The organism is Bernardetia aquimarina (genome assembly GCF_042180575.1).
Lineage (GTDB): Bacteria > Bacteroidota > Bacteroidia > Cytophagales > Bernardetiaceae > Bernardetia.
On record NZ_CP170094.1, the window covers coordinates 654,580 to 670,017 of the forward strand.

Here is a 15,438-nt window from a genome sequence, read left to right on the forward strand (position 1 = left end):
GAATAATATCTACTTTTACCAAATTTATCTCAAATTAAAATTATATTATGAGTCATTTTCAGTTCCCTCTTCATCTTACTTTCAAAATAGGCACATTTGCAAACGATTTTATTGCTACCGATGCCAACGACCAAACACTTGCGTATGTACGCCAAAAAATGTTTAAGCTAAAAGAAGAAGTCAATCTTTTTACAGACGATTCCAAATCAGAACTTAAATATTCTATCAAAGCCAACAAATGGTTAGATTTTTCAGCTTCTTATGCTTTTGAAGATGCTTCAGGCAAAAACTTAGGAAGAGTTGCTCGTAAAGGCTGGCGTTCTATTTGGAAAGCAAAATATGAAATTTATGATATTTCAGATGAGCAAGATTTTATTATCGAAGAAGCAAATGCTTGGATAAAAGTTGCTGATTCGGCTTTGGGAGAAGTCCCTGTTTTAAATATGCTAACAGGTTATTTTTTCAATCCTAGTTATAATGTTTCCCGTCCTAATGGCGAAATTGTAGCCAAACTTAAAAAAGAACCTTCATTTTTTGGAAGAAGATTCAAAGTAGAAAAACTAGCTGAAATGAACGAAATAGAAGAAGAAAGAATACTTTTAGGTTTGATGATGATGATTCTTTTGGAGCGTAGAAGAGGATAATTTTAAAATTATGAATGATAAATTGTGAATTATGAATTTAATTCATTGACAATAATCCGTTTATAATTTTAATGTTTTTAAAGAAGAAATAAGTAATTAAAACCTCGTTGACGGTGAAACCTCAACGACGGTTTTTATTTTTATAATAAAATTATGAAAGAACAAATATTAGTATTTTCTACTCAAAAATACACCTATTTTCAAGAAGCATTTGTAAAAAAAGAAAATATATTTGAGAAAGGAGAATTAGAACACAAACTTTTTCCAGATGGAGAATCGTATTACAGAATTTTATCAAAAATTCAGTCAAGAGAAGTTGTTTTGATTGGTGGAACAGTTTCGGAACAAGATACGATGGAACTTTACGACTTAGCAAGTGGACTTGTAGATGAAGGTGTAAAAAAACTAACGATTATTATTCCTTTTTATGGTTATTCCACTATGGAAAGAACTGTAAAATCTGGCGAAATTGTTACTGCCAAAACTCGTGCAAGATTGCTTTCTGCTATTCCTCAATCCTATTTAGGAAATCGTATTGTTATGGTAGATTTACACGTTTCTGGACTTCAATATTATTTTGAAAGAGGTGTTCATACAGTTCATCTGTACGCAAAACCGTTGATTTTGGAAGCTGCTAGAAAGTTAGGAGGAACAGATTTTGTCTTGGCTTCTGCTGATGCTGGTCGTGCAAAATGGGTAGAATCTCTTGCTTTTGATTTGGGAGTAGATGCTGCCTTTGTTTATAAGCGTCGTTCTTCGGGAAGTGATACCGAAATTACAGGCATCAATGCAGATGTAAATGGAAAAAAAGTAGTTTTATACGATGATATGATTCGAACAGGTGGCTCACTTGTTAATGCTGCAAAGGTGTATAAAGAAGCAGGTGCAAAAGAAATTTATGTAGTAGCAACACACGGAGTTTTTCCAAATGGAAGTGTGAAAAGATTAGAAGATTCTAAATTGATAGAAAAAATAATTGTTACAGACACGCATCCAAACGCAAAAGAAGCAGCCCAAAAAACAGATTTTATAGAAATATCTTCTATTTCTGATTTATTGATTCAAGCTGTGAATTCATTTTGATAGAAAAAAAATAACTGGTTTAAGCATCGACACTTAAACCAGTTATTAAAAAATACTTTTGATTACTCTTTCTCCACTTTTTTGACATTATCATCACGTCTGTTGATGAGTTTATTGAGTGGGTCAATTCCAGCTTTTACAGGTTTGCCTTTTACTTTTATTGTAATTGTAGAATTTTCTTCTGTAATTTGGTGCTTTTCAAGATACAAAAGAGGAGCAAATTTATACCCTTCTGCATTTACTTCTTCTGGTTCTTCTCCATAAACTCCAATATCTATCCACTCTGTTAAAGGCAATTTGGTTTCTAATCCCAAAGAATCAGCTACCATTTTTTTACTTTTCAAGACTAAAGTAACTTCATACATATCATTTCCTAACTCTTTGTAAGTTGCTTTTTTGGTTTCGTTGTCATAAAAAGTAATATTTTCTACCAAATCAGTAATTAAATATTGAAGAGAATCAGGCGTAACAGCTTTTATTTCGTCTGTCAAATCTGTTGTAGTTGGATAAATTCCTTCACTAAATTTCCATTTATTGAGGTAATTTCTCAAAGCTAAATTAATTTTATCTTCTCCAATATAATCCTGCAAAGCAAACATAATCAAAGAACCTTTTCGGTAATGAATGTACTGCTGACCTTCTACCAAATCCAAAGGAAGTTCTTTTCTTTTTTCATTTTTTCTTCCTCTCAAATAGCTATTCAATTCATAAATCAAGAATTTCTGAACCATTTCTTTAGGATATTTATGTTTCATTACCATCAAAGCTGAATACTGCGAAAGCGTTTCTGAAAGCATCGTACCTCCTTGTACTGGTGCTTCTGTTACTTGATGTCCCCACCATTGGTGCGCCGTTTCGTGTGCCGTAACATAATAATTCATATCAATATCATCACTTTTCATATCCAACATAAAACCAATTTCTTCTGAATATGGAACTGTATTGGCAAATGATTGAGCAAATGATTGATAACGAGGAAACTCAATAATACGTAACTGACGATGTTGATATTCTCCAAAATTTTCAGAAAAATAACCTAAAGCATCTTTCATTCCGTTCATCATTCTATCCAAATTTGCTGTATGTTCTTTGTGATAATAAATTTCAAGAGCAACTTCTTTTTGTGTTCCATTCGAATCAGCTTTTGAAATCCATTTATCTCTCATTACTTCATAAACTCCAGATTGCATCGCATAAAAATTAGCCATTGGAGCATCCATTTTGTAATGAAAATAACGTCTGTCATTTTCTATCCATTCTTTTTGTAAATACCCAGGTGAAATAGCAATTTGGTCAGGCGAAGTACTCAGAACGATTTCAAAATCAATCATATCAGCATCATTTCCAAAAAGATTATGCGAATGAAATTTCTCTTCCTCACGAGCTGGCATACGTTCTTTTTCTGGTAAATCATATTCTTTTCGCTTGTCGTCGTCTCCTAATTCATATCCTTCATTATATCCCAAAGAAGGAAAAAAGCTATTATTAAAAAATGTTCCATTTTCCACTATATTGGTATTACTTCCACTTGTTACAAACCCTTCTGTTTCCAAAACCATCTTGAAGTTGAGTTTCATGGTTTCATTGGGCTGTAATGGTTTTGCAAGTGTGTAGATTTCATAGTTAAATTCTTTGAATTTGTCTTTTAGGCCTGCTTCTTTTGAGAACTTTAGATATTCAGTTTTGATATTTCCTCTATCTCCTTTCTGAATATGAATATCTGCAATCGGTTTGTTCGTTTTATTTTTTAATGTAAAATAGCCTTCTACAGTTACGTTTCTTTCTTTTGGAAAAATATCAACTTTAAGGTTTGCAGCCGTAATTTTTGGTAATTCTACATCTTTATATTGCTTTAATTCTTTTTCATAATTTACACTTACTTCTTCTTGTTGTTTCGAATTTTTATATTCATTCAACAAATTTGTATTATAGAAAGCAAATGAACCCAAAAATACAACAGCGACAAGACTTACCATAAGCCCAGCAGTCCATGTTTTATTGATTCTATATTTTCCAATCGTAAAACGAGTTTTGAGGTTTGTTTCTGTTCCTCTTACTGAAAAATAAACAGCCATAAAAAGCAAAGCCACCGAAAACATAATCCAATAAGCACTCATCCAAGAAAATGGCGTAACAAAATGCCCAAAGCTATTCATATCTGAATATGTTCCCAAGCTCATTCCACTTCCAAAGTGAAAAAGAGGATGTTCGATATCCATATATTGCAACAACCCATCAACAATAAAAATGATAATCATTGTAGCAAATCCAATGAACTTATTATTGACCATTACTTGTACAAACAAACCTAGTAAAGTATAAATAATCAGCATCGAAAGCGTGTCTGAAAACATTGTTTTGAAGTACAAACCAAGTTCGTAATTATAATATCCTTTAAAAGTTTGTATTAAAACTCCTGTCAAGATGAGCATTAAAATTAATACAGAATAGGACAAAATAAGAGCAAAAAATTTACTAATAATTCCAATCCAAGTTTGAGTAGGTAGTGCATCTACAATCAAATCCATTTTGGCTTCTCGTTCTTTCCAAACTAACTCTCCAGTATAAAAAACAGCAATAATCAAGAAGAATAAAGTAAAGTTATTTTGAATAAGTTCAATAACAGAATAAGTTGTCGGAAAAGAATATGCTCCATAAAGTCTATTCATATTCATTGAAGCAGCAAAAGTCATAAGCATTCCAGCAATCACAACGGCGAGAAAAGGAACTTCTTTAAAAAGGTTTTTAAAATAAAAAATGGTTAATTTAAAAAGGTGTTGAAGAGTTGCACCAAAACCAAAATTTAGGTTTACTTTTGGCAAATTAGTAATTGCAATCGGAGTAGCAACTGTTTTTATTTCTGATTTTGGTTTAAATAAACTCTGACGAACCACACGAAAAGCAAAACCTTTATACAAAACAAATAAGGAAACGATAGCAATACTAAGCCACAATAAACGATTATACAAAACAAAACCTGTAAGTTGAGCAGTTTGAGAATTTTGCTCTGCAATAGACCAATATTCTGTCTGTCTTCTAAAAGCAGAAATTCCAAATGGGTCTAGCCAAGCAACAATATCTTTGTATTCTAAAGAACTAGAAAGTTGAAGAGCAACAATATAAAGCACCAAAAGTAAAATTCCTTGTGTATAAACTACTAACATTTTACGGCTCAAAGCACCACCAGCAAACATAAGTGTTCCACTAATAAAAAGGTTTGTTACTCCAAAAAGCAAAAAAGGTTGTAAATAATGCCATAAATTAAAAGCCAAAAAACGTTCAGGTTCTGAAAATGATTTGAGATAGCCCAAAGTCATTCCGAAGAAAGCACCACTAAAAACAAAAATAAGAACAATGAGAGAACCTATAAAACGACCAAACAGATAATCTCGTTTAGTAATAGGTGTAGTAAATAGCATAGAATGCGTTTTGTGTTCGAAATCACGCAAAATACCTACGCCCATAATAGCTGAAACTATCATGCTAAAAAAGGCTGTAATAATAAGAATAGTATTGGCAAGAGTTACAGGAGCATTGATTTTGACTTGTCCTGCTGCACCTCCAATCTGAACAAAATCACTTGTCATGGCTGCAAGAGTGAGCAAGAAAAGAATGGCAAAATAAAGATAGGTCGCAGGACGTTTGAGCCTATATTTGAGTTCGAAACGAATAATTTCTAATAACATGGAAAAGGGAGTTAGGAAATGGAGATTGGAGAATTTCAATGAAATTAGTATTACTTCTAACTTCTAAAATCTGACTTCTAAATTTATTTACTGGCAACTGCTAACTGGTGATTACTAACTGTATTAAAATATACATCTTCCAAGTCTGCTTCTACGATTTCGAAACCTTCCTCGGGTTGAGTTTCAGAATAAACATGAATAACTGGTTTTCCTGCACTCATTCTATCCGAAATTACATTCATTCTTTTTTGATAACTTTCTACTTCGTTTCTTTCTATTTTTTTTCTCCATACTTTGTTTTCTAAAGATTCGATGGCTTTTAATGGATGAACTTGTAATAAAACTTCTCCTTTATTTATAATTGCCATATCTGTACAAAGTTCTTTTACATCATCTACAATATGTGTAGAAAGAATAACGATGGTATTTTCGCCAAGCTCGCTCAAAAGATTATGAAAACGATTGCGTTCTGCTGGGTCTAACCCTGCTGTTGGTTCATCTACAATGATAAGTTCTGGATTTGCTAAAAGTGCTTGAGCAATTCCGAAACGCTGCTTCATTCCTCCACTATATCCTCCTAAATTTTTCTTTCTTTTGTCATACAAATTTGTCTTGTGCAGAAGTGCGTGAACTACTTCTTTGCGTTCAGTTTTATTTGTAATTCCTTTCAAAACAGCCAAATGGTCTAATAAAACCTCTGCACTTATTTTTGGATAAACACCAAATTCTTGAGGTAAATAACCCAAAATAGAACGAACTTTATCTTTTTGTTCTAAAACATTAATACTCTCTTTTCCATTTTCAAAAGTAATTGTGCCACTATCAGCTTCTTGTAGTGTAGCAATAGTTCGCATAAGGGAAGATTTTCCTGCTCCATTTGGTCCTAAAAGCCCAAACATTCCTTTATTGATGGTAAGTGAAACATTGGTAAGAGCCTGTACGCCATTAGCATACGTTTTGTTTAGATTATTGATAGTTAATTGCATAACAGTAGTTGAGTGAGTGAAAAATGCTTTTTGAGTTTTAATAGAGTCTATTTCTCCTAACAGGTTGCACCAAGTCTATAAAAATTACAATTTTTAAGAAAAATTTAATTCCTTTTTTAATTTATCAAGTCATAACAACTGTTTTTTTAGAGACGAAAAAAACTTCTTACCTTCGCATCTATAAAAAATATATGTCAAGAAATTAAAATCGTCCGAAAAATTCAAAAATGAAGCTAAAAAAGGTGTTTTAGTTTCTAATTTTGGAAAAGAATGGCTCAGAATTGTTACACATTTAGATATTTCTAAAGAAATGATTGAAAGAGTTTTTAATGCCGTTTTGGGAGATACAACAGACGAAGAAGTAATAACTATTTTGAAAAATAGTCGTAAATAACTACAAACACAAGTATAGATAATTTACAAAAAATAAAAATGAAACAAATTATAAATTTTGGGTATTTAATTTTGATTCTATTACTATCCAGTTGCACAACTGATTTAACAAATGAGAATTTAGTCAATACCTCTGAGCCATTTGTATTAACAATAAATACAACTGATTCAGAAACTGGTCTTACAGAAAGTAAATCTATTAAGATTGAAGTAAATTCTGAAAAGTGGAAAAAAATAGTTGAATGGATGAATAATAATCAAGAAGGTTGGCATCAAGATTATGCGTCACATACTGGTGTAGATTATTTAAGTCAAGATAATTTTGGTCTAGCTTATAGAAAAAACTCAGAAGGAGTACTATTAATGTTTTCAGATAAAAACAACCAACCAAAACAGTTTTAAAGGAATTAAAAAAGGAGAGTTAGATTTCATTTATGTAGAGTAAAAATATATCTTCAAATTTTCTAGTATAGATAATTTCCAAAAAACTTCTTACCTTCGCATCTATAAAAAATATAAATCAAGAAATTAAAATCGCCGTTGTTGGTTTCCTTACCAACAACACAGAACTTATACTATGAACATTTCACTTAGCTGGCTCAAAAAATACATTCAACTTGAAGAATCTGCTGAAAAAATAGCAGAATACCTTACCGAAACAGGACTAGAAGTAGAAGGAATCGAAACTTTCGAACAAATAAAAGGTGGTTTAGAAGGTTTTGTAGTGGGCGAAGTTTTGACTTGTGAGCCTCATACAAATTCTGACCATTTGAACTGCACAACGGTAAATATTGGAGCAGAAGAAAATTTATCAATCGTTTGTGGAGCTTCAAATGTAGCCAAAGGACAAAAAGTAATTGTTGCTACAATCGGAACAATGCTTTATCCAGAAGACGGAGAACCATTTAAAATTAAAAAAGGAAAAATCAGAGGAGAAGTTTCCGAAGGAATGATTTGTGCCGAAGATGAACTAGGGTTAGGAAAAGGACACGACGGAATTTTGGTCTTAGAAGGCGAAAAAGCACAAGCCAAAAATGGAACTCCTGCAAGTCAAGTTTTTGATTTACAAAATGATATAGTTTTAGAAATTGGTCTTACTCCAAACCGAGTAGATGCAGCTTCACATTATGGAACGGCTAGAGATTTGAAAGCTCGTTTGAAACGTGAAATTTCTAAACCAAGTATTGAAGAATTTGACAAACTAAAGAAAGAAATTAATAAAACTGATGCCGTTCAAGTAGAAATTGCAAATGCTGAGGCGTGTCCAAGATATGCAGGTCTTACTATCAAAAATGTAAAAGTTACAGATTCTCCAGCGTGGCTCAAAATGGCTTTGGAATCTATTGGACAGAAATCAATCAATAATGTAGTTGATATTACAAACTATGTTTTGCATTCTTTTGGGCAGCCTTTACACGCCTTTGATGCTGATAAAATTAAAGGAAATAAAATTGTAGTTTCAACTTTAAAGGATAAAACAGAATTTGTAGCCTTAGATAAAGAAACATATAAATTAGCAGAAAGCGATTTGATGATTTGTGATTCTGAGCTAAATCCTCTTTGTATTGCTGGCGTTTTTGGTGGTTTGGATTCGGGTGTTTCTGATTCTACTACGAATATTTTTTTAGAGTCAGCTTATTTTTCGCCTGATTTTGTTCGTAAAACTTCAAAAATTCACGACCTTTTTACAGATGCTTCTTTCCGTTTTGCTCGTGGAACTGACCCAAATAATGTTCTTTATCCACTCAAATATGCAGCTTTATTAATTCAAGAAGTTGCAGGAACAGAAGAAACTATTTTTAGTGAAGTTACCGATTTGTATCCTCAAAAAATTGAAAATCCAACTTTTGAAGTTTCTTACAACTATTTGAACACGCTTATCGGAAATGAAATTCCAAAAGAAACTGTAAAACGCATCTTAAAAGATTTAGATATTGTAGTTTCTAATGAAAATGATGATAAAATAACTGTTTCAGTTCCAACTTATCGTGTCGATGTCTTAAAACCTGCTGATATTGCTGAAGAAGTTTTACGTATTTATGGATTGAATAATATTGATTTTCCACAGACAGCAGCGACTGATTATATTGCACCTTCCATTTCAAAAGACCAAGAAATTCGTAAAAAAACGGCTGATATTTTGGTAGGAATGGGCTTTTCAGAAATGATGAATAATTCGCTTACTTCGTCAAATTATGCAAAGGCTTTAGAAATAGAATCTACAAGTGTAAAAATGCTAAATCCATTGAGTGAAGATTTGGACGTAATGCGTCAGAGTTTGCTTTTTGGTGGTTTGGAAAGCATTACAAGAAACTTGAATAGACAAGAAGAACTCATAAAAGGATTTGAGTTTGGAAAAGTTTATTCAAAAATAGAAGAGCCTAAAGATGACGAACATAAATACTTCGAAGAGTGGCAACTAGGTCTTTTCTTAGTTGGTTCTACGCTTACTTCTTGGAATAAAAAAGCTACTCCAGTTGATTATTTTCAGCTTTCTAGTGTCGTTCAACGAATTTTGAAAGCAGTAGGTTTTGATATTTCTGATTTTGACCAAAACAAATTGAGTGAAGATAATGAACTTCAATACGGCATCGAACTTACAAAAAGAACAGGAAAAGATTCTTTTGAGCAAATTCTGAAAATGGGATTGGTAAAGAAAAAATTGTGTAAACTCACAGAAACAAATGCAGAAGTTTTTTATGCTCAAATTCGTTGGGAAGCTTTATTAAATCAAAAAATGAAACCAAGAGAGTTTTCTGCGCTTTCAAAATTCCCTGTTGTGCGTCGTGATTTGTCTATCGTTTTGGATAAAAAAGTTTCTTTTGCTGAACTTGAAAAAGTAGCTCAAAAAACAGAGCGAAAAATTTTACAAAATGTTTCTGTTTTTGATATTTACGAAGGCGACAAAATTGAAGAAGGCAAAAAATCGTATTCTGTTGCATTCTCATTGCAAGACAAAAACAAAACACTAGATGAAAAAACAATCGAAAAAACGATGCAAAGACTTATTGCTGCTTATGAAAAAGAAGTAGGTGCTTTGATTAGAAAGTAATTTTTTGGTCGTCGGTGGGGGTACCGACAACGGCAGGTTTGAAAACTGTCAGAATATTAGTATTTGTAGGGATAAAGTACGCTTTATCCCTTTTTTTATGTCTTATTTTTTCAGTTGAATATTTGCATCTGCTTTCAAACAAAACTCTCCTTTTAATTTACTGGCTACCAAATCTCCGAAAGTTAAATCTGCTTTTACATCTCCTTTCAGAAATAGAATACTAGGTTCTATACTATTTTTTGGAAATAAATAATTGAATGATAAAATTAAAATTAGAAAAGGAAGATAAATAAGTCCTATTATAAAACGACGAATATCAATTATTTCAAGTTCACTTTCAAAATGATGAGCATAATTAAAATTATCAAAATTCAAATTATATTTTTTGATATATTCTTCTAATAAAAGAAGGTTGTCATCTCCCCAAAAATCTAAATCTTCTCCTATTTTAGTTTTAAGATTGAGTTTTTCATTTTCTTTTTTACTTAATTTTAGAAATGATTTTATTTCTAAATAGGATTCTTTGATTTCTTTGTAGCTAAATTCCATAAAATTATTTTTTTGAATTAGAATTGCTAAATAAAGTGAAATATTTCTGTTAATCAAAATTTAAAAAAACTCTTCTATTGCAACACTTTAGCTTATCCTCAACGTATTGAAAACATACTATGAATTTTTAATAATTTTTTAGAAACTAATAAACGATGAAACCAAACATTACTCTCGGCATTGATAAGCCATGTTCAGAAAAGTTTGAGAATTTTAAAGCTACAAAAGTGGGTGGCTTTTGTGGTTCTTGTCAGAAAGAAGTCATAGATTTTACCCAAATGACTGATAAAGAGATTATAGCCTATTTCCAAAATAATCAAAAAAAGTCTTGTGGTCGTTTTAATGAGTCTCAACTCAAAACCTATTCTACCGTTACTCCTTCAAAAAGAATATATAGCTTGAAAAAAATAGGAATTGGTTTGATGAGTTTTTCTCTTCTTTCTCTCTTGACAATTAGTAAAAGTCAAGCACAACAGACTAATCCAACTGTGATTACAGAAGCATCTGAAAAGAAAGAAAAAGATAACGAAGATAAAAACCTGACGACTACAATTAACCAATTTACCATAACAGGAAATATTACTAGTCCAGATGGAGCTTTACCAGGGGCAACAGTTTATATCAAAGGAAGTAAAATAGGAACGACCACAGATATTGAAGGAAATTTTAGTCTTGTTATACCTGATGGAGAAGTTACACTCATATTTTCATTTGTGGGTTACAAAAGCGAAGAAATACAAATCACAGAAAATAATCCACAAAATTTAAAAGTCTTTTTAAGTTCTGCTTGTGAACTTCTGGGAGAAGTAAGTGTCAATGAAGTATATCAATCAAAACAAACAGTTTGGCAAAAATTTAAAGGTTTATTTAGATGATTCGATTTTTATGGATTTTATTTTTGTTCATTACTGGAATAGCTAAAGCACAACTCAGTGATTTTGGAAATGTAGATTTTCGTAAAGCTGATAGTGTTGCAAATCACTACAAAGGCGAGAACTTAAAAAACTTGCCTTTACTTTCTTATAATTTGACAAACTCGTTACCTTCTCAAGTAGAAAAATTTAGAGCGATATATACTTGGGTAAGTACTAATATTGAAAATGATTATTGGGGATATGTCAAAAATAAACAGAAGCGCAAACAGTTTCAAAATGATAGTTTAGCTTTGAAAAACTGGAATACATCTTTTTCATCAAAAGTATTTGAAAAATTACTTAAAGAACAAAAAACGCTTTGTACAGGCTATGCTTATTTAATCAGAGAACTAGCAAATATTGCAGATATAAATTGTGAAATTGTGAATGGGTATGGAAAGACTGCAAGTAGTAATATGAATGAGGAAAACAGCATTCCAAATCATTCATGGAATGCAGTAGAACTTGATAACAAATGGTATCTCTGTGATGCAACTTGGTCAAGTGGTTTTTTTGATGTGGATAAAAATGAATTTATTTCAGAATATAATGAGGGTTATTTTTTGACTGAACCCAAATTATTTATCAAAAATCATTATCCTTTAGAGAAAAAATGGATGCTTTTGAATAATAAACCGACTCTTTCTGAATTTTTGAATGCACCATTAATTTATTAAACATGCTTTTAATTCTCAACTTATTCCATTAGAACCTCAAAAAATGAAAATGGAGATAGGTAAAAATGAAACAATTAGTTTTTTATTTGAAGCTCCCGATTCACTCAAAACAGAAAATATTAAAATAGAACTTAGTTCAGGTTCTACTAAATATGCTAAAAAACCCATTATTAGCACAACTAAAGAAGGATTGATAGAATTAAAATATACTTTTGAAAAGCTAGGTTATTATGATGTTCATATCAAAATTAACGGTCAATATCTTGTTACTTATACTGTAAGAGTGAGAAAGAATAAAAAGTAAAAGAGAAATGATATTTTTATCAAACTGTTATTTCTCTTTTTATTTTACTCTTCCTCCTTTTTAAAATAAAATCTAAAATTTTTTATCTGTTCTCTCTCATCGTCTCTCATCTCCTCTAATTCAAACTTGACAGGACGACCAGTAAACGAGTTTTCAGTTTTATCTTCTACTTTAAAATAGCGATTATCAACCTTTCCAACATCTACAATCTGAACCATTAGTGTATCTCCATCAAGTTGCCAACCCAAAATAGGAAGTCTAGCTTCATTTATTCTATCTCCCTCTATGTCAAAATAACCTGCTTGATATTCTCCACCTCTACTTTCTTGTAAATTCAATTCAAGAAAAGGAGTATCTTTTTGTTCTACTTTTTCAGCTTTATGAATCCAACGTCCAATCATTTTTTTGTCTTGCTCATTGTTCCATTCAAATATATTCTCGTCAAATTTTTGATTTACTTTTATGTATTGCACAACTGTTTTGTTTGCTTCCATTTTTACTCCGAAAGGAAATAAAACACCTTCTACTTTACGGTAATCGCTATAATAACTTAGTTGACCTGTTCTACTTAGCTTCAAAACTAAAAGTCCTGTTTTCTTGTCATAAGCCCTTGTTTGAGAAATTCCCTTTAAATCTGTAATCGTGATTTGATAAGCTGAAACAGAATCATTTACATTTCCCTGCCCTGAATATCTTATTCTATATTTATCAGATAAAAAGTTTAGCTCTTCAAATGTTTTTTCATGTCCCATTACTTCCATCAGTGTAGAAAAAATTGCTCCCATTATTTGACCTTTTGTATTGACAATCGCCATGTTATCTCTAGCAATACTAAACATAGAATCTCTTTTATTTTCAGAATAACCAGACTCTCCAATAATTATTTTTGAGTGAAGAAATATAGTATCCTTCACTTTACCATTATCAGTATATATCTTATCTACAAATTCGATAGTCTTGATTTTACTTATAGCTTCTCTACCTCCGATGGCTTCCAAATGTCTTTCAATTATTTCTTCGGCAGTAGGAGTATCATTTTGAGAAAAAGCACTTTGAAAACTAAAAGAGCAGATAATAAGTAGAAATATTTTTTTCAGAAAGGATAAAGACATATTTTTTTATTTTTTGTGAGCGTAATGTAAAATCTAAATGTAAACATAAGTATTTATTGTGTTTTTTATCTAAAGTTTCAAACTAATATTAATCTATAACCTAGAAAGCAAAACAGATATTATTTTACTTTCTAGATTTGAATTTATCAAAACAATCTAATTCGTTTCCACAAAATTAGTTTCCAACTGCTTTCCTTTTGGATATTTGATGGTGTATTCTAATTTGAATTTCTTAGAGTCTGATGCAGAAATTTCGGTATTCCAGATTACTTGACCTGTTCTAGAATTTAACTCTCCACCACTTAGATTTTCTGTTTCTACCTCAATTCGGCTATCCATAGAAAGAGGAATTTGGTCAATAATTTTTATACTTACTTTGCGACTCAAATTATTTTTGATTATAATTTCAAAAACTTTTGATTCCTTTATGTTTGAGCCTATAAATTTTCTTTTATTTTTGTCTTTGAGTGTAATCCGTTCAGCTATAATACGGCTGTCTTTTCCTAATGAAACGGCTAATGTATCGCCCGAATTTTGTGTATCAAGATACGTTTTGCCTACAAATTTATTCTCAAAATAAATATTTACATCTCCAGAAACGAGTTGATATTGTTGCCAGTCTGAAAGATTTGCCATCAAGAAACCTTCTTTGTTTTTTCCTGCAAAAACGGTGTATTGATAATCTGTTTCTACTTCCATTTTCGAAACTTCTACCAGTTGTTTTCTGCCATCAGAAAGAATCGTATAAGGCAAACTAATTTCAAATTCGGCTGCTAGAGCTGTTTCCTTTGTTTTGGTATAATCTGCAATCGACTCTGATTTTTCATCTTCTCCACCCCAATCATCACCACTTCCCCAGTCATCTCCTCCTCCAAAACTATCTAAATCATCACTTGTAAATCCCATTGCAATTTCTTCTTCAGTAAGTTGTACTTCTTCATTCGCTTTTTGAGGAACAAAGATTTTCAAATGTTGTGCATAAAATTCAGGTGTTTCGGTGCTTTGTGTTGGGTCGGCTGTCGATAAAGTCAGATTTATATCTTTCCAATCAATTCCTGTGGTCTGGCTTACGTGCGCTCTGTACGAAATTTCCATTGGTTCGCCTACTTCCTTTGCTCTCAAATCATAAACAGGATTCCAAGAAACATTTTTAACTAAATATTGCAACATAAACTCTACACTTACAGCAGATTTAGCTTCCAAACTCACAATCACTTCCCCAGAAGGAATATCGACTGACAAATCAAAACTAGAATTTGTGCTTTTATTGAGCATACGAGACAAATCACTTTGCAAACGTCTTATAAGTTGATTATTATCGTTTTCTTCTTGTTTATTTTCTCTAATTTCTTTGCGAACTGTCGTAATTCGTTGCCTAACAAAATCAGCCATTGCAGCTAGTTCAGTAGGAGTAAGTGGACGATTTTGGCTACTTATTTTTTGATTATCAATTAATAATTTTTCTTCATTTTGTAAGATTTGCAAATCATCAGAGAGTTCTTTTTGTGCTGTTCTAGCATTTTGAAGAGAATCTCTAATTTTTTGAGAAATTGCCCACGCTTTCGGATTTCTGCGGCTTGTAATAGTTGGCTGAACCGAAAAAATAGTTACTTGACTAGAATTAGCTAAAAGTTGAAAACTACTTTCGATAAGTTTTGGAGAAAGTCCTGTAAAAATAATTTCGTTTTTTCCTTCTTTTAGGTTTGCTTTTGCCGAGCGTGTAATTTGCGCTCGTGTTCTGAAAACAGTTACAGATTCAATTTTGCTAGTTACAGATTGGGAATTTAGATTTTGAGAAAAAGCAAGATTACTTTGTAGAATAAAAAAGCAACATAAAATTGATAAAAGTAGAGTAGGTAAGGTATGACTTTTCATAAATATTTTTTTAAGATGAATTTGTAATTTTTGTGAATTATTTAGTAATAATAACCCCAAGTAGTCTATTTTATTGTATATTTTTTTTCGATTTGATAATACATGAGTGAAACTTTGTCCACAAAAATAGCATACAATTACTTAAAACTGTATGCTATCTAGA

12 protein-coding genes are annotated in these 15,438 nt (G+C 31.4%); 7 read left to right on the forward strand and 5 right to left on the reverse strand.

Annotated features, from left to right (window positions below; translation table 11 throughout):
* Window positions 1–47: 47 nt before the first annotated feature.
* Both ACE193_RS02660 and ACE193_RS02665 read left to right on the forward strand, forming a co-directional pair.
* On the forward strand, window positions 48–644 hold the full coding sequence (locus tag ACE193_RS02660; protein WP_375561476.1) for a hypothetical protein: 597 nt from the start codon (window positions 48–50) through the stop codon (window positions 642–644).
* Window positions 645–797: 153 nt separating this feature from the next.
* Window positions 798–1,727: a ribose-phosphate diphosphokinase gene (locus tag ACE193_RS02665; RefSeq protein ID WP_375561477.1), complete on the forward strand. Its 930-nt coding sequence runs from the start codon at window positions 798–800 to the stop codon at window positions 1,725–1,727.
* 62 nt (window positions 1,728–1,789) lie between these two features.
* Here the strand turns inward: ACE193_RS02665 and ACE193_RS02670 are convergent, their stop codons facing one another.
* Both ACE193_RS02670 and ACE193_RS02675 read right to left on the reverse strand, forming a co-directional pair.
* A complete protein-coding gene (locus tag ACE193_RS02670) occupies window positions 1,790–5,413 on the reverse strand; it encodes an ABC transporter permease/M1 family aminopeptidase (RefSeq protein WP_375561478.1) in 3,624 nt (1,207 codons plus the stop codon).
* Between the two features lie 83 nt (window positions 5,414–5,496).
* Window positions 5,497–6,399, reverse strand: a complete 903-nt coding sequence (locus ACE193_RS02675; RefSeq protein WP_375561479.1) for an ABC transporter ATP-binding protein — start codon at window positions 6,397–6,399, stop codon at window positions 5,497–5,499.
* Window positions 6,400–6,831: 432 nt separating this feature from the next.
* Here ACE193_RS02675 and ACE193_RS02680 point away from each other — a divergent pair, with 432 nt between their 5' ends.
* Both ACE193_RS02680 and pheT read left to right on the forward strand, forming a co-directional pair.
* The gene (locus tag ACE193_RS02680; protein ID WP_375561480.1) at window positions 6,832–7,194 is read left to right on the forward strand and encodes a hypothetical protein; all 363 of its coding nucleotides are present in this window, start codon (window positions 6,832–6,834) and stop codon (window positions 7,192–7,194) included.
* Between the two features lie 175 nt (window positions 7,195–7,369).
* Window positions 7,370–9,844, forward strand: coding sequence for a phenylalanine--tRNA ligase subunit beta (gene pheT, locus ACE193_RS02685; RefSeq protein WP_375561481.1), 2,475 nt, complete (start codon window positions 7,370–7,372; stop codon window positions 9,842–9,844).
* Between the two features lie 102 nt (window positions 9,845–9,946).
* On the opposite strand, the gene ACE193_RS02690 is transcribed toward pheT, so the two are convergent.
* Window positions 9,947–10,393, reverse strand: coding sequence for a hypothetical protein (locus ACE193_RS02690; RefSeq protein WP_375561482.1), 447 nt, complete (start codon window positions 10,391–10,393; stop codon window positions 9,947–9,949).
* 155 nt (window positions 10,394–10,548) lie between these two features.
* On the opposite strand from ACE193_RS02690, the gene ACE193_RS02695 reads away from it, so the two are divergent.
* From ACE193_RS02695 to ACE193_RS02705, 3 genes are read left to right on the forward strand one after another with little or no spacing between them, the layout of a single operon-like run.
* Complete coding sequence (locus tag ACE193_RS02695; protein ID WP_375561483.1) at window positions 10,549–11,268, forward strand: carboxypeptidase-like regulatory domain-containing protein; 720 nt, start codon at window positions 10,549–10,551, stop codon at window positions 11,266–11,268.
* On the forward strand, window positions 11,265–11,984 hold the full coding sequence (locus tag ACE193_RS02700) for a transglutaminase domain-containing protein (RefSeq protein WP_375561484.1): 720 nt from the start codon (window positions 11,265–11,267) through the stop codon (window positions 11,982–11,984). Before ACE193_RS02695 ends, ACE193_RS02700 begins: the two co-directional genes overlap by 4 nt.
* A 43-nt stretch (window positions 11,985–12,027) precedes the next feature.
* Window positions 12,028–12,288, forward strand: coding sequence for a hypothetical protein (locus ACE193_RS02705; protein WP_375561485.1), 261 nt, complete (start codon window positions 12,028–12,030; stop codon window positions 12,286–12,288).
* Window positions 12,289–12,332: 44 nt separating this feature from the next.
* On the opposite strand, the gene ACE193_RS02710 is transcribed toward ACE193_RS02705, so the two are convergent.
* Window positions 12,333–13,400 (reverse strand): hypothetical protein, encoded by a 1,068-nt coding sequence (locus tag ACE193_RS02710; RefSeq protein ID WP_375561486.1) that lies wholly within the window; start codon window positions 13,398–13,400, stop codon window positions 12,333–12,335.
* 156 nt (window positions 13,401–13,556) lie between these two features.
* Window positions 13,557–15,275: a mucoidy inhibitor MuiA family protein gene (locus ACE193_RS02715; protein ID WP_375561487.1), complete on the reverse strand. Its 1,719-nt coding sequence runs from the start codon at window positions 15,273–15,275 to the stop codon at window positions 13,557–13,559.
* Between the last annotated feature and the right edge of the window lie 163 nt (window positions 15,276–15,438).